A 22,970-nucleotide genomic window follows, 5' to 3' on the forward strand; every position below is an offset into this window, starting at 1 on the left:
AGAATAGTGTATGTTCTGAACAATCATTTATTTCTTAAGCGGTAAAGAGATGAGACGGATTGAGATAATACTGGGGGAGCTGGAACGGCTGACGCGAGGACTGAATCTTGCCCATCTGGCGCAGGAAACGGCGTTCACAGCAGAAGCTATCGGCTTTAACCTCGGACTGGCGCGCAACTCGGTCAGTAAAGATCTCAATCAGCTCTGGAACGACGGCCTGGCGATTAAAAGCCGCGGACGCCCGGTATTCTTTCTGCATCGTCAGGCGATTGAAACGCTGCTGGGGCGCAAACTGGATGAGTCCGAGCGCGAAGTGCAAACCGTTGCCGACCTGTTGCCGGTTCAGGAAAATCAGGCAACAGAGGATCCCTTCTTCGGCCTGATTGGTTACGATCGTAGCCTGCGCGACGCGGTGGAAAAAGGCCGCGCGGCGGTGCTGTATCCCCACGGGCTGCACGTTCTGCTGACCGGTCCCTCCGGCGTCGGCAAAACCTTTTTTGCCGAACTGATGCACCGTTTTGCCTGCGAACGCGCAGTGGGAGCGTCGCCGCCGCTGGTTTACTTTAACTGCGCGGAATACGCCCATAACCCGGAGCTGCTTTCTTCGCACCTGTTTGGTCATCGACAGGGGGCATTTACCGGCGCAAATGAAAATAAACCCGGTCTGGTCGAGCAAGCCGACGGCGGTTATTTGCTGCTCGACGAAGTGCATCGTCTGCCGTATGAAGGTCAGGAAAAGCTGTTCTCTATTCTCGACAAAGGTGAATATCGGCCGCTGGGCTCAAGCGCCGTGGCGCGGTCTATTTCGGTGCGCCTGATTTGCGCCACCACCGAGCCGGTGAGTTCGGCATTGCTGCGTACCTTCCAGCGACGTATTCAGGTGTGTATCGATTTGCCCGGCATCCGCCAGCGTTCGGTGGAAGAGCAGGTTGAGCTTATCGTTGGCTTCTTGCAGCGTGAGAGCCGCAAAATCGAGCGTACGATAAGCATCGACCGCACCTTACTGCTTTGGCTACTGAACAAGCCGCTGGAAGGTAACATTGGTCAGCTTAAGAGCGACATTCAGTTTCTCTGCGCCCAGGCCTGGGCCTCAGGGATGACCGGGCACAGCGACACGCTACAGCTGGATAAACGTCTGGCGGAGATTTCGTTTAACGCCACGCCGGAACAGCGTCTGCTGGTTGGCGCACTGTTCGAAGGCAAAGAGCATTTAAGCATCGATGCCCGCACGCTGCCCGCGCTGAAAAATTCGCTGGCCACCGGAGCCGAAATTGAAGAGAGCGATCTCTTCTACAGCTTCCTGACCCGCGAATATATCAACCTGCGTAACAGCAACGTGCCGCCAGCCGAAACGCTGGCGATCCTCAAAAACAAGCTCAGTTCGATTTTTGAATATGGTCTCTACAGCCGTGACAGCGTGGGGCATCCGCCGCGCTATGGCGATCAGATAGAAGAGCGCGTCACGCTGCTGATCGGCTGCGTTGAACAGGTGCTCGGTTTCACGCTGCCGGAGAATCTGGTTAATCCGCTGCGCAAACACTTCCTGGCGCTGATTGGCTATGTGCAGCGCGGCCTTATTCCGCAACTTTATTCTTCCAGCCTGATCCTCGATCGCTGTAAAGATGAATATGACAACGCCACGCTACTATGCCGGAAAATCAATGAACTGCTGCATATTCAGTGTCCGGCGACGGAAGTGGTCTGGCTGTGCCTGTTCCTCAAAGAGTGTCGCCATTACCGCCAACGGATTGATGCCAGTCCGGATTGCGGGGTGATTTTGATTGCCCACGGTGCGACGACGGCGACAAGCCAGGCGCAGTACGTGAATCGCGTGCTGGAGCGCGAGGTGTTCAGCGCTATCGATATGCCTTTTGAGCAGTCGGTGCATGACACGCTGGAAGCTTTGACACAGATGATCCAGACCCGACAATATCGCCGGTTGATCCTGATGGTGGATATTGGTTCGCTGGTGCATTTTGGTAGCACGATCAGTAAGTTATTCCAGATAGACGTACTGCTAATGCCCAATATCACGCTCACCAGCCTGCTGGAGATTGGGCTGGATTTAAGCTACGAAACCAGCGACTTAACGCAGCTGGCGGCGTTAATGCAGAGTAAAGATATCCCCTGTCAGCTCTGCACGCCGCAGCAGGAAAACAGCGGTAAGGTGCTGGTTATCTCCTGCATCACCGGGATGGGAACGGCAGAAAAAATCAAAAAGGTGCTGGAAGAGAGCTTCGGCGAGCTGATGTCGCAGGACACGCGGATGGTGATCCTCGATTACAATGAAGTCCGCAGTCTGGAGCGCGTGCAGCAGGCGATTAACGCCAGTGAACGCCTGGCGGGAATAGTGGGGACTTTCCAGCCAGGACTGCCGGATATTCCGTTTATCTCGCTCGAGGAGCTGTTCTCTGAGCAAGGCCCCGAGCTGGTGCTCAGTCTGCTGACGCCGGATCTCTCCAGCAGCGAACGCCGCGTGGAGATGGAGCGCAGCGCAATGCGCTTTATCAGCGCGTTGACTATGGAGAGCATCATTAACCATATTTCGGTGCTCAACCCGCAGCGTATTCTGAAAGAGATGGAGAGTGTGCTTAACCATCTGACCACTGCGCTTGCCCTGAAACCGAGTCGTCAGGTGACACTGCGCTTCCTGATCCACTGCTGCTGTATGGTCGAGCGTATCGTGATTAACCGTAAACCGTTACAGATGGCGCTGGAGAACAAGCCGGATCTGGATAATCGCGCGTTTAGTGTCATTAAATCCGCTTTCCTGCCGATCGAAGAGGCCTATGCCATTCGCTTATCGGACGCGGAGTATTTTTATATCTACGAACTGCTGTATAGCTAATCCCTTTACTGGCGCGGCTTCCTGCCTCGCCAGCGCTCCTCTCTTCCCCGCGTGACACAAATTCTGGCACAGCCTTTGCTCTTACTTTGATGAGTTTGCCGGATGGCGGCATAAAACGCCTTATCCGGCCTACAAAGCACTTGCCGTAGGCCTGATAAGCGAAGCGCCATCAGGCATCGCAAGTCTCATGTAATCGAGCCAGGAGGCCATTTTGACTACCACTGAATCCTTGCCCCAGATCCTGCTGCTGACCCATGGCGGCTGGGGGCAACAGCTTTGCAACAGCCTGCGCATGGTGATGGGTGAAATCAAAGGCGTGACGGAAATTGCGCTGATGCCCGTTGATACGCTCGGCGAGTTTTACCAGCGCGTTGAAGCCGTGGTGAAAACCATGCCGGAAGGTTCACTGATCCTGACCGATTTTATTGGCGGCACCACCTCTAACGTGGCGGCGCGGCTGAGTGCCGATTACCCGGTGGCTGTGATTTCCGGGCTCAATGCCTCTTTGCTACTGGAGGCGCTCGACAAACGCGAGCATGGCCAGTTGACCACCTGCGTGGCTGAACTGGTCGAAGCCGGGCGTAGCAGTTGCCTGGACGTTGTCGCCCACGTGCGTCAATTACAACAATCACAATAAGGAATAAACATCATGGCAAACATCGTCTTATGTCGTATCGATAGCCGTCTGATTCATGGACAAGTGGTGACCAAGTGGGTTGGACAATCTCAGGCCAACCGGATTGCGGTGGTCAGCGATGAGCTGGATGCCGATCCGTTTATGAAAAATATCTACCTGATGGCCGCGCCGCCGAACATCAAAGTGGATTGCTTCGGTAACCAAAGTTTTGCTGCCGCCTGGAAAGAAAACCAGCTTGGTGACGGCAAAGTGCTGGTGCTGTTCCCCTCTCTGGTGGCGGTGCAGGAAGCGGTCCAGTTGGGCTTTGATGTCACCACTATTCAGGTCGGTGGGCTGGGCGGTGGGCCAAACCGCAAAGCGGTATTCCAGAACATTACGCTGGATGAAAAAGACGTCGGCATTCTGAGCGACCTGAAAAATCGTGGGATTCAGGTGTTCTTCCAGACCATCCCGGAAGATAAGCCGCAGTCGCTGGACGATATCCTGAAAAAATTCTAACTCTTTGATAACAGGGTAATTAACTATGGATACTTTAGTCTTCGCAAGCCTGATGGGGTTGTATTACTGGTTTGCCCGTTTACGCCTTGGCTACACCTTCTCCGCTATGCTGCTGCAACCGGTGGTGATTGCCGTATTCGTTGGCCTGCTGTTAGGCAACATGGAAACGGCGATGATCATTGGCGCAGGTATGCAGCTGGTTTACCTCGGCGTGACCTCCACGCCGGGTGGTAATGTGCCCTCTGATCCGGCGCTGGCCGCCTGTATTTCAATTCCTATCGCCGTGAAGGCCGGAATGGACCCGAACCTGGCTATCGCGCTGGCGATCCCATTTGGCGTCATCGGTGTGTTCCTCGACCAGCTGCGCCGCACGTTAAACGCGGCATGGGTGCATATGGCCGACAAACATGCGGAAACGGCCAACATGGCGGGTATCATGCGCTGTGCGTTCCTCTACCCGGCGTTGCTTGGGCTGGTGCTGCGTTTCCCGGTGGTTTTCGCCGCCAACTATTTTGGTCAGGATGTGGTGGAAAGCTTCCTCAAGCTGATGCCGCACTGGCTGACGCACTCCTTTGAAATTATGGGCGGCATTCTGCCAGCGCTGGGCTTCGCCATCACCATTATGGTGATCGGTAAAAAGAGCCTGCTGCCGTGGTTTATCGGCGGATTCTTCGCAGTGCTGTACCTGAAGGTGGACATCATGGCGATGGCAATCTTTGGTACCTGCGTGGCCTTCCTGATTAAAGGTCTGGCGAAAAATGAAGGAGCAGCATGATGAGCAGCGACGTAATGCAACATGAACTGGTGGAGCGTGCGCGTGAAAGCGGCACGCTGACCAAAGCCGATATCACCAAAGCCTGGTTTATCTACTGGCTGGGTGCGGAAGTTTCCAGCTCCTATGAGCGTTTGCAGAGCCTGATTTTCTGCGCCTCGATGACGCCGATCATCAAAAAGCTCTATCCGCAAAAAGAGGAACAGGTAGAAGCGCTGAAACGCCATCTGAACTTCTTCAACTCAGAGCAGACGTTCGGGGCGGTAATTCAGGGGATCTCCATTGCGATGGAGGAGCAGAAAACGCGCGGTGAGCCGATCAGCGACGCATCCATCACCGGGATAAAAACGGGCTTGATGGGGCCGCTGGCCGGGATGGGAGACTCGATCATCTGGGCCGCCGTGATGCCGCTGCTAATTGCCATTTTCATCCCGTTTGCCGCCAATGGCAGCGCGATGGGCGGAATTGTGCCGTTAATTCTCTATCCTGCTATTACGCTGGCAATCAGCTATGGCATGGTGCACAAAGGCTATACGCTGGGGCGTGACTCGATAATTGGTCTGCTGCAGGGAGGGCGAATAAAGGAGCTTATCTACGGCGCGAACGTGCTGGGCCTGATCATGATGGGGGCGCTGTCGGCAAGCTACGTCAAGATCACCACGCCGTTAAAACTCAGCGCCCTGAAAGGTTCTGAAGTGGTGGTTCAGCAAATCCTCGACTCTATTGCTCCCGGTCTGTTGCCGCTGGCGGCGGTGTTCGCCATCTACTTCTATCTGGTGAAGAAAGGACCGCGTTACACCACCATTTTGCTGTCGATTGTCGCGCTCAGCGTGGTCTGTTCGCTGCTGGGAGTGTTGTAAGCCATGACACAGAATATCTATCAACAACTGGGGCTAAAACAGGTGATTAACGCCTGCGGCAAGATGACGATTCTGGGCGTTTCCAGCGTCGCGCCGGAAGTGATGCAGGCCACCGCACGAGCAGCGTCGACCTTTGTTGAAATTGACCGGCTGGTGGACCGTACCGGTCAATTGGTTTCCCGCTACACCGGCGCGGAGGACAGCTATGTTACTTCGTGCGCCTCGGCGGGTATTGCGATTGCCGTTGCCGCCGCCATTACCCGCGGTGACCAGGCTAGTGTCACGATGATGCCGGACAGCGCGGGTATGGCCAATGAAGTGGTCATGCTGCGTGGGCATAACGTGGACTATGGGGCGCCGATCACCAGCGCGATTCGCTTAGGGGGAGGACGCGTGGTGGAGGTTGGCTCGAGTAATCTGGCGGCCCGCTGGCAGCTGGAGAGCGCGATTACCGACAACACCGCCGCGCTGCTGTATGTGAAATCGCACCACTGCGTGCAGAAAGGCATGTTGAACATTGCGGACTTCGTACAGGTTGCGCAGGTTCACAATCTGCCGCTGATTGTCGATGCCGCCGCCGAGGAAGACTTACACGCCTGGGTGGCGAGCGGGGCGGATATGGTGGTCTACAGCGGGGCAAAAGCCTTTAATGCGCCGACCTCCGGGTTTATCACCGGGAAAAAACAATGGATTGCGGCGTGTAAAGCGCAGCACCACGGAATTGCCCGGGCGATGAAGATCGGCAAAGAGAATATGGTCGGGCTGGTGTATGCCCTGGAAAACTATCATCAGGGGCAAACAAGCGTTACCGCCGAAGAACTGCAACCGGTCGCGCAGGCGATTTCAGCGATTCACGGACTGAAGGCGGATATTGAGCAGGACGAAGCCGGACGCGCCATCTGGCGGGTTCGTATTCAGGTGAACGCGCAGGCGTTGGGACTGGATGCATACGCCGTAGAAGCACAGCTGCGTGGGGGCGATATTGCGATTTACGCGCGTCGTTATAACCTTCACCAGGGTGTCTTTAGTCTCGATCCGCGTACGGTCGCAGAAGGGGAAATGGCGCTGATCGTGGCGCGATTAAAGGAGATTGCAGAGCATGCAGCAGATTAATTTTTATCGTAATAAAGTGGCGATTAACGTACTGGCGAAGGATATCGCCAATGCGCGGGAAATCTATGATGCCGCTGAAGGCCATGCGGTGATCGGCATCCTTTCCGCACAGTTTGCCTCGGTTGAGGAAGGGGTTGTCGAAGTGAAGCGTTGGATGGCTGAAGTGCCGTCAATTTCCGTAGGGCTTGGGGCGGGCGACCCGGCGCAGTATTACAAAGCGGCCATGATTGCCTCACGGATCCATCCGGCACACGTCAACCAGACTTTTACCGGCTGTGGTTTTGCGGCAGGCGCGCTGGCCGCAACGGGCGGTGAACAGACCCATATCAACGCGTTAGTCAGTCCCACGGGCACGCCGGGGGAAGTGTTGATCTCGACCGGGGTCAGCAGCAGCCAGGGCACGCCAGCCCGCGTTTCCTGCGATGCCGCAGTGCGCATGATGCTGGACTCTGGCGCGCATGCGGCGAAGTTCTTCCCGATGGGCGGTGAGAAATCGTTGCCTGAGCTGTACGCGCTGGCGACGACCGCGGCGCGCAACGGCATGACGCTGATTGAACCGACCGGCGGTATCTCGCTGGATAACTTCGGCATTATCCTGCAAACCTGCCTCGAGGCGGGCGTACCGCGGGTCATGCCGCATGTGTACAGCTCGATTATCGACTCGCAAACCGGCAATACCCGGCCTGAAGATGTCGCCAGGATGATGGAGATAGTCAAAACCCTGGTGTGAGGCGCCATCGTTGGATAGCGAAAAGAGAATGCCCGGAGAAGCTCACGCTTACCGGGCATTTTTGCGAATATCATTCATGAAAAATGAATGCATTGCAGAAGTATGTATTTATCCGTCAAAACGCCTCGCAGATAGAAAAGTTCTCTGATGTTGTGTGCGCCACTGGCGAGTAATGTCCCGTCATCTTGTTCTTCTTGTGACGGATCGCCATGCAAAAACCAATAACCTCTACGCCGCATGATGCGGTATTTAAAAAGTTCCTGGGCCATCCAGATACGGCACGGGATTTTCTTGATACCTATCTTCCGGCGTCATTACATGAGCTTTGCGATCTGGACACACTGAAGCTGGAACCCGGGAGTTTTATTGAAGAAGATTTGCGTGCGTGTTATTCCGATGTGCTGTGGTCGCTGAAAACGACATCGGGTAAAGGCTATATCTATGCGTTGATTGAGCACCAAAGCTCGCCAGATGTTCATATGGCATTCCGGATGATGCGTTATGCCATTGCTGCGATGCAGAAGCACCTTGATGCAGGACATAAAACGCTGCCGCTGGTGGTGCCGATACTTTTTTACCATGGCGTTGACAGCCCGTATCCGTACTCGCTGTGTTGGTTGGATGAATTTGACGATCCACAAACCGCGCGGCAGCTTTATGGTACGGCCTTCCCGCTGGTAGACATCACGGTGATGTCTGATGATGAGATTATGCAGCATCGGCGGGTGGCGCTACTTGAGCTTGTCCAGAAGCATATACGTGAACGTGACCTGATGGTGCTGGTGGATAACCTGGTTGCTTTGCTGGTTAAGGGATACGCTAATGACAGCCAGGTAGAAACGCTATTTAATTATCTGATGCAGTCTGGTAGCGCACCGCGTTTCGAGGCGTTTATTCGTGAGGTGGCTTTACGCGTTCCCCAACACAAGGAGAGATTAATGACTATTGCAGAATGCTTACGCGAGTCGGGGCGAAGAACTGGTCATCACAGTGGCCTACAAGAGGGATTACAAAAGGGCAAACTCGAAGGCAAACAAGACGAAGCGTTGCGGATAGCCCAGGCCATGCTGGAGAAGGGGATCGATCGTGAACTGGTGCTAATTATCACCGGGCTTTCAAGTGATGAACTAATGGCATCTTCCGACTAATTTATCTTTTTCCCGTTATGCTTTTTTCTTCTTGCTGATGCTTTTTCGTTTTTTAAACCGCAGCGGCCTTGCCGCTATAGTCATTTCATTACTCATCAGGCGGTTATTAAAAAAGGATAAAACGTGAAACTGAAGATACCTCATTTTGGGGCCGGGGCGGCAGTATTGCTGGCGGGATTATTGCTGGCAGGATGCGATCAGCAGAGCAGCGATGCGAAGCATATCAAAGTCGGCGTAATTAACGGCGCAGAGCAGGATGTGGCGGAAGTTGCGAAGAAAGTGGCTAAAGAAAAATATGGCCTGGAGGTGGAGCTGGTAGGGTTTAGCGGTTCCCTGTTGCCCAACGATGCCACCAATCAGGGTGAACTGGATGCCAACGTCTTCCAGCATCGCCCATTTCTTGAGCAAGATAATAACGCGCACGGCTATAAGCTGGTTGCGGTGGGCAATACCTTTGTGTTCCCGATGGCCGGTTATTCGAAGAAAATCAAAACCGTTGCAGAACTTAAAGACGGTGCGACGATTGCGATACCTAACGATCCCACAAACCTCGGGCGGGCGCTACTGCTGCTGCAAAAAGAAAAGTTAATCACGCTGAAAGCAAATACAGGCTTGCTGCCCACGGCGCTGGATATTACTGATAATCCGCGACACCTGAATATTATGGAGCTGGAAGGTGCGCAGTTGCCGCGCGTGTTGGACGATCAGAAAGTGGATGTGGCGATTATCAGTACTACCTACATTCAGCAAACCGGGCTTTCCCCGGTACATGACAGCGTATTTATCGAAGACAAAAACTCACCGTACGTGAACATCCTGGTGGCGCGAGAAGACAACAAAGATGCCGAGAATGTGAAAGAATTCCTGCAATCTTATCAGTCACCGGAAGTGGCGAAAGCGGCTGAGAAAATCTTTAACGGCGGCGCGGTTCCGGGTTGGTAATCTCCCCGTTGCCGCGCCGTTCGGGGCTATACCGTTCTGGCGCGGCGGCGGGAGTCCATGGAAATCAGCACGACCGATGAGAGGATCAACAGCGTGCCCAGCCAGTCAGGCAGGGTAAAGGTAATACCTAACAACAGCAGGGACAGCAATGCGCTGCTCAACGGTTCTGCGCAGCTTAAAATGCTCGCCTTCGGCCCGCCAATCATCTGCGCGCCTTTCAGGTACAGGCTAAACGTGAGCGACGTACCGATGACCACCAGATAGAAAAACGCCAGAATTAAACTGCCATTCACCATGAAGTTTGTTCCCTCTCCGGCATAGAACGGGAGCAGGATCAGGCCGCCTATCAACATGCTCCAGCCGACAATCGGCAGCGTGCCGTAACGCGCGATAAGCGTTGAGGGGTAGGTGGTATAAAACGCGGCGGCAAACGCCGAAGCAATTCCCCAGAACAGCGCGGCAGGTGAAATAGACAGCGACGTCGGGTTACCGTGGGTGACCAGTAAGAAGGTGCCAATGAGCGAGGTGAAAATCGCGGTCAGCACTAATATTCCCGGTCGTGCTTTGCGAACCACGGAAAACCACGCCACGATAATGGTCGGTGACAAAAATTGCAGTACCGTCGCGGTGGCAGCGTTGGATTTTTCAATGGTCAGCAGAAAGGTGAGCTGTACGGTGAGCGCCCCGACCACGGAAAAAATGAGCAGGCTGATGGCGTCTTTGCGGTTTTTGATAATAGAGAACACTTTGTCGCCGTGAACGAAAGAGAGCATCAGCAGAATCAGCCCGGCGAAAATCAGACGTGTCATGGTCAGAAACTGCGACGACATCTGACTTTGCTCCATGATGTACTGCGCGCAAACGCCTGAACTTCCCCACAATACGGCGGCAATCAGGACGTTCATCATCCCTCTTCTGGTGGAACTCATCTTTCCCTCGGCATGTTGTTTTGTTTTATTTGTGTGCAGGCATCATAGCAGAGATAGTGAAGCGAGTGAGACATGACTGCCGAAGCCCCCTATGCGGCAGGGGCTTCGGCAGTTATTTTATGGCGCAATCGGCGTCAGATAATCCAGCCGTAGCAGTTTGGCCTTTAGTACCGCAATAATGAAAATCACCCCAGTGTCAGGCATGTTAAAACCCCTCCAGCACAATCTTGCCGACCGAACGACCGGTTTCAATTTGCGCGTGGGCTTTTTGCAGATTTGCTGCAGTGATAGCGCCAAAATGCTCGCCCAGCGTGGTGCGGAGGGTGTTGCTGTCGATCAGCAGTGCCACGCGGGTCAAAAGCTGGTGTTGCGCGATGATATCGTGGGTGGTAAACATCGAACGGGTAAACATAAATTCCCAGTGCAGCGAAATGCTTTTGGCCTTCAGCGGACGGGCATCGAGGAATTCAGGATCGTCAATCAACGCCAGTTTGCCCTGCGGTGCCAGGGCGGCAATAATTTGTTGGTAGTGCTGCTCGGTATTGTTCAGGCTGGCAACGTGCGTCACCTCTTTAATGCCTATCCGTGCCAGCTCTTCCGTCAACGGCTTGCTGTGGTCAATCACATGATGAGCGCCCGCTTCACGAACCCATTTCTGGCTCTGCGGACGTGATGCCGTACCGATGACGGTCATTTTGGTCAGCTTACTGGCCAGTTGCGTCAGGATAGAACCGACGCCGCCAGCCGCGCCAACGATCAGTAACACATCATCTTCATTGCCGTTTTCCTCAACGCCCAGACGGTCAAACAGCATTTCCCAGGCGGTGATCGCGGTCAGCGGCAGCGCCGCCGCAGAGGCATTATCCAGTGATTGCGGCTTCAGCGCGGTAATACGTTCATCAACCAGCTGAAATTCACTGTTACTGCCAGCGCGACCCAGCGCACCGGCGTACCAGACTTCATCGCCCGGTGAGAACAGGGTGACGGCTTCACCCACGGATTTCACCACGCCCACGGCATCCCAGCCCAGCACGCGCGGCACATCAGCGTTAAAACCCTCGCGAACCTTGGTATCAACGGGGTTGACGGAAATGGCCTTCACTTCAACCAGCAGATCGTGCCCGGTAGCGACTGGCATGGGCAGGTCAATCTCTTGTAAAAATTCAATATTATTGCCGTCGGTCGCGGCGCGGGTAATAGCGATGGCTTTCATCATCTCTCCGGTTCAGAAACCTTATCTGTGTTGAATAATTCGATGGTAAACCGGCAGCAGAACGGGAAAAATAGCCCCACGGCGACAGGACTTATACTCGGGGAGTGAAAATGTTCCGGCTTGAAGATCTCACGTTGTTTGTCCGCGCCGCGGCGCTGAATAGTTTTAGCGATGCTGCGCGCGAAGTCGGCGTTCAGCCTGCTCAGGTTAGCTCAGCCATCAAGCGTCTGGAGTCGACGTTGGCTATCCGTTTGTTCGCCCGCTCCACGCGCAGCCTGCGCCTGACGCCCGAAGGCGAGGTCTGGCTACCCTATGCCCGCCAGATGCTGGACGTAATGCATGCCGGACTGCAAAAAATACAGACCCCGGAAGATGAAGTGTCAGGCACGCTGCAAATTGCCGTGCCTTCCGATCTCGGCCGTAACCTGCTGTTGCCGGTCTTTCAGTCATTTCGACGCCGCTATCCCGCGCTGCGCCTGCGGATTTTTTTCTCCGACCAGGTGACGGATGTCTTTAAAGATCCCGTCGATGTTGCGTTTCGCTATGGCAACACCGAAGACGCGTCTTACATTGCACTGCCCGTGGCGCCGGGGAACCGACGCGTGCTGGTGGCCTCACCGGAATGGGTGGTGCAAAACGGCGCGCCGCAAAGCCCGGGTGACTTAGCGCAGCTCAACGCCATGACCTTCGTCTTGCGCGGACGTCTGCACGATCGCTGGACGTTTACGCGAAACGGTGAGGTCAGCAGCGTGCAGGTTAACGGCACCATAATGAGCGACGATGCGGAAGTGATCCGCCGCCTGGCGATTACCGGCGAGGGCGTGGCATATAAGTCGTGGCTGGATGTCAGCGAGGATGTACGTGATGGTCGATTACAACTGCTGATGCCGGATTATCAGGGAGAGACAGTCCCGCTGAATATGATTTGCCCGCATAGGAAGCAGCTTTCAACGGCGGTCCGTCTGCTGCACGACGCGGTGAAGGCGCGGTGTGAAATGCTGGCGCAAAACTAATATGCGCCAGCAATTTTATTGCGTCGTTAATCAGTCTTTTTTCGCCGCGTTGGCAAAGAAGATATCAGACTGAATGTCTTTAGTGCGGATGGTAAACAGCTGATTAGTCAGATCTTCCGTCAGCTTCTCGGCGTCAGCCATGATGCGAAGGTTGAAGTCATTCAGCATCTTATCGGCGGCAGGTTTATCGGTTTTCGCCATTTTCAGATACTCTGCTTCGACCTCTTTTTGCTCCTTCGCCACTTTGTCTTCCCACGCTTTGTAGGCTTTTTTAACGATTGGCGCGAGATTCGGATAATCGGTCATGGTCAGCGTTTGTAATTTACGATATTTCCAGTAGATAGACTGATCGTCCGCTTTATCGGTACCCATCGTATAGTTAGCCGGATACGCTTTCAGGCCGCTGTAGTACGGAACAAAGGCGGTGAGGTCGGCCATACCCAGGCCAATGTAGGTCGTTTCACCAATCTCTTTTGGCAACCACGGACGAACCTGCATAACGTGCGCTTCATAGGTGCGGAAGACGCTGACCGGACGCCACGGCTCTTTGCCGTTCAGACCGTTGGTGTAGGGGTCATGGCTGGTGCCTTCGTAATGGTTACGCAGTACGGCCTTCACATCGTCCAGCGTCATTTTCTTCTCTGGCGTCATGAAGACCGGGAGTTCACGTCCTTTGGCCATATCCTGGTTTACGGAAGGATTGAACTCTTTCTGGATGGTCCATACGCGAGGGTCGTTATACGTGCGGTCACGTTCGTCATCACGGGTATAGGCTTTGGAGAAGTTGAATTTACCGTCTTTTGCCGGTTCGTACAGACCTTTTTCGGTCGCAAATTGGATCAGGTTTTTTGACGCCATCATGTCAGGGTTTTTCGGATCGTAATCCTGTAAACGCCCCTGATTGCCGGTGGCAAAATACTGGTTATTCGGCAGGCGCTGTGCCATCCACTGATGGCCGCTGCCGGTTTCCAGATACCAGATCTCGTTATCGTCGACGACGGCAACGCCAAAGCCTTCACCTGCGCCGACGGTCTCAACGATATGGCCCAGCAGCGCCACGGCTTCACGCGCGGTTTTACTCTGCGACAGCAGAATATCCGGAATATCGTCTTCGGTGATCCCTTTATCCTCAACGTACGGGTCGGCGGCCAGCGCTTTTGGTGAGGCAAAAATAGATTCTGTGCCGCTCACGCCAACGCCCAGCTCGTTAAATCCGGTCGCGCCGTGCAACTGGGTTTTCCAGTTTGGAACAGTGGTATAACGCAGAGAGTTTTTGGGTAGCGGCCAGGTAAAGTCATTCGCACCGTTATGTGCTTTGGTGCTGTATACCCCGGTCTGATTCTGTTTTGCCGGGTGAATGACAAAATGCTGTGCTTTCAGGGCATCACTGTCAGCGCTACGCGCTACCAGCATGGAGCCGTCCGCTGATGCTTCGTTACCGACCAGCAGGGTCGTACAAGCAAAACCTGATGAAACAACGGCCAAATTTATAGAAAGTGCAATCAGGCACTTTTTAAAAGTAAACATTACGTATCCCTCATATGTACGCCAAAAATACACCGGAAACACACCGTTTCCTGAAATGCGATAACGCCTGAACCTTCAGACATTGCTCGCGAGAGAGATAAACGCCCCTGCCCACGCCTTCTCCAAATATCCATCCGTAGATTGAAGTCTTCTGGACAAAATAAAACGCCCGTTTCGCTTAATTATTACGCAATGGATATCGTGATATTCAGGATGTTTCCTGATTCGGGGAAAAGAATAGCAATGGGATATGAATGGATTCAGTGACCCATGTCGCGTAAGTCGATGATGACAAATATGAATTCCTGCGTGAGGGCACCCTTTTTGTATCCGGATATGACGTTACTTTTTACGGCAATACAGCGAAGGAACAGTGGAACTCGCTACTATCCACGCCCCTTTATACTCCTCCATGACCAGACTCAGGCGCTGTCCGGTTTCGCGATAAAAACTGGGCAAGGTCTCGTTGATATCGTCTTTATCGGCGGAGTCTGAGAAGGTTTTTACCAGTTGCGTTGACTGCAGCACGCGCGCGTCGTGGTGCTGGGTATAGGTAAAATAGATGTTTCTGCTAATACCTGTGACGTGACGCCCGTACAGTTTTCCGGTTAAGGTTGCCAGCCCCTGATGGTCGTACAACCGATACGACACCGTGCCGGTAAAGCGGTTGCTGCCAATATTCCACTCCACGTTACCGACGCAGTTCAATGGCCTGTCGGCGTAGCGTGAATACCATAACCAGGCGCCTGAACCCAGCATCAATACCACGCCGATCGCCAGCAGGATAAGATTGTGTATTTTGTTCATTTCCCGCGCATCCAGTAGTAATGAGTAGAACAAAACGCGTGAACATCTATCCGCGCATCCTTATCGCAGACAAAGGCCACCATCCTCTGTGCCCTACGGTAACCTGAAAGAAACACATGTTTGTTATATTCACAAAGATCGGGATGCGATTGCATCAGGCTGAAATAGCTTTCCAGATTGTGTTCATTCGGTGAGTAATAAATTTTACAGTTTTCCTGAGAGGGAATTTGCATAGAAACCGACACGAATTTACTAAACGGCATGACAGGGCGAGTCTGATACCAAACCAACCAGATAATCAGAGTAGTAATAATCACTCCGGTGGTTAAGAAAATGTTCCACCAGGGAATCGACGTTGCTACTTGCGGTGGAGAGGGTGTTACCTCGGGATTGTTGTTTTCCTTAATAAATGGTGCTAAGGGGGGCTCAGTTTGGGAATGAGTGATCGTCTCCACATGCGTATTCTCATTTAATCTGAGTCCACGCCGGGAAATAGTTTTGACTGTATCACGGGGCAACCCGACATCCGCCAGTGCATTGCGCAACGTCAAAATTGCCTGGTAAAAAGTATTGGTCGTCGTCACATTGTTTCTTTCTCCCCAACCTACTTTGAGCAGCGTGTTCTGAGAAACAATGTCACTTGCGTGAGTAATTAAATAGAGAAAACAGAGCGAGGCTGGGATCTGCAGTTGAATTGCTCGCCCGGTCTGTCGATTGACCAGACTTTTGTTATCAGGATTAAATTCGACCAACTGGTTGATAAGGTACAATGCCCGGCCCTCAGTAACGAAAACGTCTCATATTTTGCATCAACATACCCATTTCATATTACATCTAAATGGATAAGACGCTTCTACCTTTGTACTTGATCAAAGATAAGAATTTTGTGTTTGATGGGTAAATCCTTTTAATACAATGAGTTATGGTATACATATCTTAGGTGATAATTAACTAAGGTAAAATAATGAGAATTAATTACAGGTTTATCTGATTAGTTATTATATTTATCCCACAACATCACAAAGGTTTCTGGTTTTTAGGAATTTTGTAATTTACTAAAATCATTTTTTAAGGTTTTGTTTTAGCAAATAGTGCTGTATTTACGTTTATCGTGATGTCTGGATTTGTGTATAAAACTCCTAATATATGGGTTATTAATCTGAGAGAAAACTTCGTAATACTTATCAACATAACGATGTTTACAGTTGGAGATTGTTTTTCTATAGGATTTTATAACATTTTCATCAATCGACTGTTATTAGCAGAAATGGAGTTCACCACGTGTCGGATTGACACATTTATTTACCGATGAAATATTTATGGAAAATAACAGGGGCATAGTTGATGAAGAGAAAGACGCTACAGAGTGTTCGTTGCATAAGCTGTGAATTATCCTGTGAATTATTTCCGGATGCTGCCGTACGTGCACAATATTGCCACCGAGCCGCTTTTGCTGTCTGGCCAGAGGGTAATGATTATTTGAAAAAAGGCATTGTTGAAAAACTTTTACTTAATAATCACAACCATTTATCCCATGGATTTATTTTTATCGATTTTTCATTCCCGAATTTGCGCCTGTTCACCGATCCGCAATGGGTGGATCGCCTGACGCAGAGTGGTATGCATATTGTATTGATAGCGGACCGGATCCTGGCGCCGTTAGCCAATTACTGGTTATCGAAAAGCAATAAAATTCAAGGGATTATTTATTCCAATGATAGTGATGAAGTTCAACATCAGAAAATACGTCGCTTATTCCGGGGGCATCTCGCCAACAGCAAACGTGGGCGTTCATTAAATTATACGGAAATGGTATTACTCAAGCGATTTATTTCAGGGGTAAGTATTCAGCAAATTACCCGAATAGATAATATTGATGTTAAGAGAATATATGTCTACAAACTTCGACTTGAAGATAAGTTAGGCCTAAGCATTCATAAAATACTCTCTAACATTTTATAGCTGATTCTCATTTTTATTATTTCCACGTCATCGCGATGTGGTGGACGCCCTACGCCCGAAAGCAGGAGGCTATTATGAAAAAACCTAAGCATTACTCACGCATTGCTATAGCGGTATCAGCCGCGTTAACGTCAATGGTATTTTCAACCCACGCGGCCTGGATTGATATTGACAGTCTGCCTTCCAGTGGACTGGTGAGCAGCCTTTCGCCGGAATTGCAGGCTTTATTTCCTGCTCAGGCGAATGCCAGTTTCGCAAAAACCAGCGCCACGCCGAATTATGTTTATCAATGGAGTGCTGGCATCATTCCTGTTTATGGCAATGGGTTAACGCTCAATGGGCCAGGAGCAGAAGCCTTTGAGCACTCCATTACCGTTATTCAGAACAGCCAAACGGGAAGTCCGGGCGTTATTTTTGGCGATGACCTGACGATTCGCACACAGTCGAAGAATGCCGCTAATAATGGTAAAGATGTTGACGGTATCCGTACGCACGGGGCCAATACGCCGGATAACCCAGTGTTTATCATCACCGGAGATCGCACCAGCATTTATGTGGACGGTCAGGATGGTGACGGTATTAACGCCGGTTACAACTCCTATAGCCAGGGTTGGAAAGGCTCAGCCAGCATTTACGTCGGCGACGATCTGTATATTCAAACCACCGGTTCCCAGGGGCGTGGTATCACTGCAAACGCAATGAAAGACGCCACGCAGGCTAAAAATACAATTGTCGTCGGCGACCGGGCACACATTGTGACGATCGGTGACAGTTCAGAAGGTCTTCGCACCGGGCAGAGTGGTTCCTCGATCCGCCTTGGTGATGACGCCACTATCGAGACGTCGGGTGCTTCCTCGACAGGGATCTATGCCGCCTCATCTTCCAAAACGGAACTGGGCAATAACGCCACTATTTCGGTGAGCGGTGCCAGCGCCCATGCGGTCTATTCCACCAATGCAACGGTGAATCTGGGTGATAACGCGACGATTAACGTTAACAGCTCTACGAAGGCAGCCTCTTACAGCAAAGCGCCACGCGGTCTGTATGCGATTTCACGCGGCACGGTAAATCTTGGTGGCGGCGCTACTATTGCTATGGCGGGCGACCACAGCAATGAAAGCTACGCCATCAGCACAGAAACGGGCGGTATCGTCGATGGCTCTGCTGGCGGGCGTTTCCTCATCGACGGCGATCTTCACGCCGCTGGCGCGACTGCCGCGAACAGCAGCCTGCCGCAGCAAAACAGTGCGATTAAGCTCAACATGACCGACAACTCGTTGTGGAGTGGGGCGTCATACATCACCAGCGTCACGGCCGGAACGGGGGTTATCTCGCTGCAAATGAGTGATGCAGTTTGGAATATGACCAACAGTTCCACGCTCACCGACCTGACGCTGAACAGCGGGGCGGTGGTGAACTTTAGGCATACTGACGGCGAACCGTGGCAGACGCTTACCATCAATGAAGATTACACCGGCAACGGCGGCACGCTGGTCTTTAATACCGTCCTCAATGACGATACCTCCGAAACCGATAAGCTGATTGTTCTCGGCAACACCACGGGTGACTCTTTTGTGGCGGTGAACAACATTGGCGGCACCGGGGCACAAACCGTTGAAGGGATTGAGATAATTGAAGTGGCTGGCAATTCTGACGGCAATTTTGAGAAGGCAAGCCGTATTGTTGCCGGTGCCTACGACTATAACGTTGTGCAGAAGGGCAACAACTGGTATCTGACCAGCTTTATTCCTGCTCCGCCGGATCCGGAAGACCCGGACCCGGTCGATCCGCATGACCCTGATCCTGTTGACCCAGACCCGGTCGATCCTGTGGACCCGATTATTCCTGAACCGGAAGAACCTGTAGCACCTCCGGTCACTGAGCAGCAGTACCGTCCGGAAGCGGGTAGCTATCTGGCGAACAACTACGCCGCTAACACGCTGTTTATGACCCGACTGCACGATCGTCTGGGCGAAACGCAGTACATCGACATGCTGACGGGCGAGAAAAAAGTCACCAGTATGTGGATGCGTAACGTCGGGGCGCATACCCGCTTTAAAGACGGTAGCGGGCAGTTGAAAACCCAAAGCAACAGCTATGTGATGCAGTTAGGCGGCGATCTGGCGCAGTGGAGTTCCGACGGTCTCGACCGCTGGCACATTGGCGCAATGGCAGGCTATGCCAACAGCCAGAACCGCACGCAGTCCAGCCTGACCGGCTACCATTCACGTGGTCAGGTTACCGGTTACAGCGTGGGGCTGTACGGCACCTGGTATGCCAATGACGCAGACAAAACCGGCACCTACGTGGATACTTGGATGCTGTACAACTGGTTTGATAACAAAGTGATGGGCCAGGAGCAGGCGATAGAGAAATACAAATCCAGCGGGATAACCGCTTCGGTAGAAGCCGGTTACAGCTTCAAACTGGGTGAAAACGAGCGCAACAGCTACTGGCTGCAACCGAAAGCGCAGGTGGTGTGGATGGATGTGCAGGCCGACAGTCACCGCGAAGCGAATGGTACCCGTGTGAAGGATGATACCGATGGCAACCTGATGACCCGTCTGGGCGTGAAGGCCTTTATCAACGGTCACAACGCCATCGACGACGGTAAATCCCGTGAGTTCCAGCCGTTTGTTGAAGCCAACTGGATCCACAACACCCAGACCGCCAGCGTGAAGATGGACGATGTGAGCAATGACATGCGCGGCACGAAGAACATCGGCGAGCTGAAAGTCGGCGTTGAAGGTCAAATCACTCCGCGCCTCAACGTGTGGAGCAACGTGGCCCAACAGGTCGGCGACAAAGGCTACAGCGATACCCGCGGTATGCTGGGCGTGAAATACAATTTCTGACGGGATTGTAAGTAACAGAAAAGCCGCTGATTAATAGGTCAGCGGCTTTATTTTTTGGGGAAGCGGTAGGTCGGATAAATGGCATCCGTCAATAAGGTTCAGTCATAAAGCCATTTACCCGCTTTTGCAGACTCTGCCAGCATGCGGAGTGTTAATGGCTGTGGCTCATCGTCATCTCTGCTACAGGTAAACATTGCATAAAGTATGAATGTCTCAATAGGCCAATATTTATAGAAATCGAAATTGGCGCAATCAACATTGAAAGTTGCAAAGTAAGCATCCATGATGTCTGCGCCCGTTTCACTGGCCCACACATAATCTCCCGTTGAAAGGCTGGTATCGAGAGTGACTGGCCAACGCTTTTTAAAGAATAAGCTGGGTTTATTAAATGTTTCATCGTACCAGGCGATGATATCATCATCACTTACCATAGCTTATCTTTACCTCTGGCTATGGTGTTATATTTAATTGTGACTTTGTATGAAATCTCAGTCACGTCATAAGCCATTATGACAATCCCCAATATTGGAATCCATCTTCCAACAAAAGCGCCCAGATTTGTTACATATGCAAATTTTAATCGTCTTATACTTCCTGTAGTTAGGGTGGGTAAACGTCTAGTTTCTATATTTAACCAATGTCGTAACTGAGAGCTCAGTGGTGATGTCCCTGCAGTTGCCCCTATCGGCTTATCTCTGGTTGCGATCGTAGGTTGACCAAGTAAAATTAGACCCAAGGTCATATAATCATTTACGCCAAATTGTTCACTTGTTTCATCCAGGAAAATCCAGAAAAGAAGTTCTCCTGCTGAAAGATTAGCAAACCCTCTGTAGAAATATGTACCGTTAAGCTCTTCGACAGTGTCCATATGATTTCACTTATTCGGTTATGCGTTCATTCCAGGCATCTGAATATTGAATGTTCCCATCGAGATAGTGCCAGGTGATTTTATCGTAACGTAGCTGTACTTGTTCTCTATGACCAACATTGATGACAGTTTTAGTGTCATGCATCATCGGTGTTACGGATACAACTTTAACCCCTTCGAGGAGCATGTTGTAGTACTCTACTTCCTGACCTGCATCATTGATCTCGTACCATTTGAATTCGGCCGATTGCAAGCTTTGCCCTGTGGCAACGGCTTTAAAAAGATAAGGGGAAGCGCTATCGAATTCCTTCTCAAAAATCAGTGCGCCGTGCACACGTGTGCCAGTAAGCTTTCCTGTGTTACCATCCGTTGGGATATAAAGGTTATGGCTAAACGATGTCACCTCGATTGAACGTTCGCGATTATTTACATCAACAGAACCCTTTATAGGTGCACCACCATCGTCTTTGAGCCAGAGATAAGCAGGAATTGCCATTTTAATAGTCCACTTTGTTAAAAAATAACATATAAAGTTTTTTACGATTGGTTTGCAATAGTAAAGGCATTAATAATAGATAAAAGTAAATAACTTATTCCGCGGGTGAATTTAAAATATCCATATATAATTTAGATGATTGATTTGGGACGGGTAATTAATTTTGAAAGTAGGCCGGATAAGCGTTAGCGCCATCCGGCATCTGGCTAACCTGTAATTAACGCTTACCGGTTCAGCCGCACTTCACTGGAGAGTCGCCAGCGTGCTCTTAATTATTATTAACTTCTGCTGTGACTCTTGCAGCTCATCCTGCAATCGTTGCTCCTGTTCGCCATAGACCATCAGGACGATACAGCCGTTCATCACTTTTACGCTAATCTGTTGCCCGGTATCAAACCCCGCTGTGCGTAGCCACTTACCGGAAAGAATAATTTTGGGTGTGGATTTGTCGAAAACATTCGGGCGATATCCCACAATTACCGAACGCTCGGTTCCGGATTGGTCGCTGTCTGGGGTAGAATGCGAATCAGCCATAATCAACTCCTTGATAGTTGGTGAGGTTAGCTCTCGTCGGGTACTGCGAATACCGGGCAAGGGCGTTTATAAGTCAGGTCGTTAGATAAAAAGGTACGTACCTGATTGGTGATATCTTGCGCTTGTAGGTACGTACATGTCAACGGCTAAACGCGACCCAAATCAGTCAAAATCCGGAAAAGCACCGACTTTTCAGATTCGTATCACGCCGGAGTTAAAGGCGCAGTTCGAGGCTGCTGCAAAAGCAGAAGGGATGAGTTTGGGGAATTGGCTCAAAACCTTGGGGAGAAATGAATTACGTAAATTAGGTATTGAGCCAGAAATGTAGGCTAGTTCAATTGAGAATTTTGAGCGTCAGAAGATTCGGGAAAAGAAACCACATCCATTTTTAATGCTGTTTCACCAGAGAAAATTGAAGCTAGGCCTTTACGAATTTTTTGATTATCTAAATTCATTTTTCCGTGAGCTACAGGTATATAAATAGCGTTCTGCAAATGAACTCGATCAAAATCGTAGCCTATATCTTCAGCCATAACCGAAAGTAAATTCACAAATAGTCTATCGCTAGTTTGATTCCACATCGTGTTACCACTCTCACTTTCTGGACAGTGAGTACATAAATGAGTGAAATATTCTTTCCAGGCATCAAGGGCTTTTTTCTCGGATTTTGTTCTTTTGTTTATACTTCCATTTATATCACCATAGAATGCTAAGTCGATCATATTCAGCGCTCTAACGTGCTCATTGGAAAGGCGAGCTGCGGCCGATCTTGTTGCCATTAGTTCGGTGAATATATTAACTTTTATGTTTCTTTTTTCTGAAGGTTATGAAAATTGAAACGAAATAAAATCTTTGAGGATGATATGAGAATTTTGGCGGAAGATCACAGGAGTCGAACCTGCCCGGGAACGCTGGCGTCCCCAACTGGATTTGAAGTCCAGCCACCTCACCGGAGATGACGATCTTCCGCGCCTCGATTGCTACATGGAGGCGGGGCGCATTATAGCTACTTCCTACGGTTTCCACACCCCCTCACTCACTTTTTTAACTTCCCTTTTGTCTTGCCATGATCGGTTTCATATAAATCCTCAATAAATCCGGTAGTTACATTTCATCACATTTTTCGACGCAACTCTGATCACAGAAAACAAGAATCGTAATTTGATAACGAGATATCGGAATACCCGCGCTCACAGGGATGGTTTACAAGAACTGTAA

At 51.2% G+C, this 22,970-nt stretch carries 22 protein-coding genes, 1 tRNA gene and 1 pseudogene; 13 read left to right on the top strand and 11 right to left on the bottom strand.

Features of this window, described 5'->3' with window-relative positions:
• Positions 1-49: 49 nt before the first annotated feature.
• The 9 genes from dagR (at position 50) to nlpA (ending at position 9,548) form a co-directional block, all read left to right on the top strand.
• Positions 50-2,848 carry a transcriptional regulator DagR gene (dagR, locus tag I6L54_RS01645; protein WP_040231530.1) on the top strand — a complete coding sequence of 933 codons (2,799 nt, stop codon included), beginning with the start codon at positions 50-52 and terminating at the stop codon, positions 2,846-2,848.
• Positions 2,849-3,059: 211 nt separating this feature from the next.
• A complete protein-coding gene (locus tag I6L54_RS01650) occupies positions 3,060-3,485 on the top strand; it encodes a PTS sugar transporter subunit IIA (RefSeq protein ID WP_040231533.1) in 426 nt (141 codons plus the stop codon).
• 12 nt (positions 3,486-3,497) lie between these two features.
• Positions 3,498-3,983, top strand: coding sequence for a PTS sugar transporter subunit IIB (locus I6L54_RS01655; RefSeq protein ID WP_005121521.1), 486 nt, complete (start codon positions 3,498-3,500; stop codon positions 3,981-3,983).
• A 25-nt stretch (positions 3,984-4,008) separates the two neighbouring features.
• Complete coding sequence (locus tag I6L54_RS01660) at positions 4,009-4,758, top strand: PTS mannose/fructose/sorbose/N-acetylgalactosamine transporter subunit IIC (RefSeq protein ID WP_003023960.1); 750 nt, start codon at positions 4,009-4,011, stop codon at positions 4,756-4,758.
• Positions 4,755-5,615 carry a PTS system mannose/fructose/sorbose family transporter subunit IID gene (locus I6L54_RS01665; RefSeq protein WP_005121522.1) on the top strand — a complete coding sequence of 287 codons (861 nt, stop codon included), beginning with the start codon at positions 4,755-4,757 and terminating at the stop codon, positions 5,613-5,615. Before I6L54_RS01660 ends, I6L54_RS01665 begins: the two co-directional genes overlap by 4 nt.
• A gap of 3 nt (positions 5,616-5,618) precedes the next feature.
• On the top strand, positions 5,619-6,728 hold the full coding sequence (dgaE, locus tag I6L54_RS01670) for a D-glucosaminate-6-phosphate ammonia lyase (protein WP_040231534.1): 1,110 nt from the start codon (positions 5,619-5,621) through the stop codon (positions 6,726-6,728).
• Positions 6,715-7,458, top strand: a complete 744-nt coding sequence (gene dagF / locus I6L54_RS01675) for a 2-dehydro-3-deoxy-phosphogluconate aldolase (RefSeq protein WP_040231535.1) — start codon at positions 6,715-6,717, stop codon at positions 7,456-7,458. Before dgaE ends, dagF begins: the two co-directional genes overlap by 14 nt.
• Before the next feature lie 209 nt (positions 7,459-7,667).
• Positions 7,668-8,606 carry an Rpn family recombination-promoting nuclease/putative transposase gene (locus I6L54_RS01680; RefSeq protein ID WP_040231537.1) on the top strand — a complete coding sequence of 313 codons (939 nt, stop codon included), beginning with the start codon at positions 7,668-7,670 and terminating at the stop codon, positions 8,604-8,606.
• A 123-nt stretch (positions 8,607-8,729) separates the two neighbouring features.
• The gene (gene nlpA / locus I6L54_RS01685; protein ID WP_040231539.1) at positions 8,730-9,548 is read left to right on the top strand and encodes a lipoprotein NlpA; all 819 of its coding nucleotides are present in this window, start codon (positions 8,730-8,732) and stop codon (positions 9,546-9,548) included.
• A 26-nt stretch (positions 9,549-9,574) separates the two neighbouring features.
• On the opposite strand, the gene I6L54_RS01690 is transcribed toward nlpA, so the two are convergent.
• Positions 9,575-10,477 (bottom strand): carboxylate/amino acid/amine transporter, encoded by a 903-nt coding sequence (locus I6L54_RS01690; RefSeq protein ID WP_040231540.1) that lies wholly within the window; start codon positions 10,475-10,477, stop codon positions 9,575-9,577.
• A gap of 205 nt (positions 10,478-10,682) precedes the next feature.
• Complete coding sequence (locus I6L54_RS01695; protein ID WP_040231541.1) at positions 10,683-11,690, bottom strand: zinc-binding alcohol dehydrogenase family protein; 1,008 nt, start codon at positions 11,688-11,690, stop codon at positions 10,683-10,685.
• Positions 11,691-11,800: 110 nt separating this feature from the next.
• On the opposite strand from I6L54_RS01695, the gene I6L54_RS01700 reads away from it, so the two are divergent.
• Positions 11,801-12,703, top strand: coding sequence for a LysR family transcriptional regulator (locus I6L54_RS01700; RefSeq protein WP_040231542.1), 903 nt, complete (start codon positions 11,801-11,803; stop codon positions 12,701-12,703).
• 30 nt (positions 12,704-12,733) lie between these two features.
• Here I6L54_RS01700 and I6L54_RS01705 read toward each other — a convergent pair whose 3' ends face one another.
• The 3 genes from I6L54_RS01705 to I6L54_RS01715 form a co-directional block, all read right to left on the bottom strand.
• The gene (locus I6L54_RS01705) at positions 12,734-14,230 is read right to left on the bottom strand and encodes a C69 family dipeptidase (protein WP_040231543.1); all 1,497 of its coding nucleotides are present in this window, start codon (positions 14,228-14,230) and stop codon (positions 12,734-12,736) included.
• Positions 14,231-14,572: 342 nt separating this feature from the next.
• Positions 14,573-15,037 carry a hypothetical protein gene (locus I6L54_RS01710; RefSeq protein ID WP_005121533.1) on the bottom strand — a complete coding sequence of 155 codons (465 nt, stop codon included), beginning with the start codon at positions 15,035-15,037 and terminating at the stop codon, positions 14,573-14,575.
• The gene (locus I6L54_RS01715) at positions 15,034-15,807 is read right to left on the bottom strand and encodes a winged helix-turn-helix domain-containing protein (protein ID WP_005121534.1); all 774 of its coding nucleotides are present in this window, start codon (positions 15,805-15,807) and stop codon (positions 15,034-15,036) included. The genes I6L54_RS01710 and I6L54_RS01715 overlap by 4 nt, the downstream gene beginning before the upstream one ends.
• A 574-nt stretch (positions 15,808-16,381) precedes the next feature.
• Between I6L54_RS01715 and I6L54_RS01720 the strand changes: the two genes are divergently transcribed.
• Positions 16,382-16,999, top strand: coding sequence for a hypothetical protein (locus I6L54_RS01720; protein ID WP_005121535.1), 618 nt, complete (start codon positions 16,382-16,384; stop codon positions 16,997-16,999).
• Between the two features lie 74 nt (positions 17,000-17,073).
• Complete coding sequence (misL, locus tag I6L54_RS01725) at positions 17,074-19,854, top strand: intestinal colonization autotransporter adhesin MisL (RefSeq protein ID WP_040231545.1); 2,781 nt, start codon at positions 17,074-17,076, stop codon at positions 19,852-19,854.
• 98 nt (positions 19,855-19,952) lie between these two features.
• On the opposite strand, the gene I6L54_RS01730 is transcribed toward misL, so the two are convergent.
• The 4 genes from I6L54_RS01730 to I6L54_RS01745 all read right to left on the bottom strand — a co-directional run bounded on the left by I6L54_RS01730 (position 19,953) and on the right by I6L54_RS01745 (position 21,752).
• On the bottom strand, positions 19,953-20,285 hold the full coding sequence (locus tag I6L54_RS01730) for a DUF1493 family protein (RefSeq protein WP_040231546.1): 333 nt from the start codon (positions 20,283-20,285) through the stop codon (positions 19,953-19,955).
• Positions 20,279-20,722, bottom strand: a complete 444-nt coding sequence (locus tag I6L54_RS01735; protein ID WP_040231548.1) for an STM2901 family protein — start codon at positions 20,720-20,722, stop codon at positions 20,279-20,281. Before I6L54_RS01735 ends, I6L54_RS01730 begins: the two co-directional genes overlap by 7 nt.
• A gap of 10 nt (positions 20,723-20,732) precedes the next feature.
• Positions 20,733-21,218 carry an Hcp family type VI secretion system effector gene (locus I6L54_RS01740; protein ID WP_040231549.1) on the bottom strand — a complete coding sequence of 162 codons (486 nt, stop codon included), beginning with the start codon at positions 21,216-21,218 and terminating at the stop codon, positions 20,733-20,735.
• A 243-nt stretch (positions 21,219-21,461) separates the two neighbouring features.
• Positions 21,462-21,752 carry a SymE family type I addiction module toxin gene (locus I6L54_RS01745; protein ID WP_040231550.1) on the bottom strand — a complete coding sequence of 97 codons (291 nt, stop codon included), beginning with the start codon at positions 21,750-21,752 and terminating at the stop codon, positions 21,462-21,464.
• Between the two features lie 136 nt (positions 21,753-21,888).
• Here I6L54_RS01745 and I6L54_RS01750 point away from each other — a divergent pair, with 136 nt between their 5' ends.
• Complete coding sequence (locus I6L54_RS01750; protein ID WP_003844491.1) at positions 21,889-22,080, top strand: toxin-antitoxin system HicB family antitoxin; 192 nt, start codon at positions 21,889-21,891, stop codon at positions 22,078-22,080.
• 1 nt (position 22,081) lies between these two features.
• Here I6L54_RS01750 and I6L54_RS01755 read toward each other — a convergent pair.
• A pseudogene (locus tag I6L54_RS01755) lies at positions 22,082-22,561 on the bottom strand (DUF6680 family protein); the annotation flags it as partial.
• 64 nt (positions 22,562-22,625) lie between these two features.
• A tRNA-Sec gene (locus tag I6L54_RS01760) sits at positions 22,626-22,720 on the bottom strand.
• Between the last annotated feature and the right edge of the window lie 250 nt (positions 22,721-22,970).

It is taken from the genome of Citrobacter pasteurii, assembly GCF_019047765.1.
Taxonomy (GTDB): Bacteria; Pseudomonadota; Gammaproteobacteria; order Enterobacterales; family Enterobacteriaceae; genus Citrobacter; species Citrobacter pasteurii.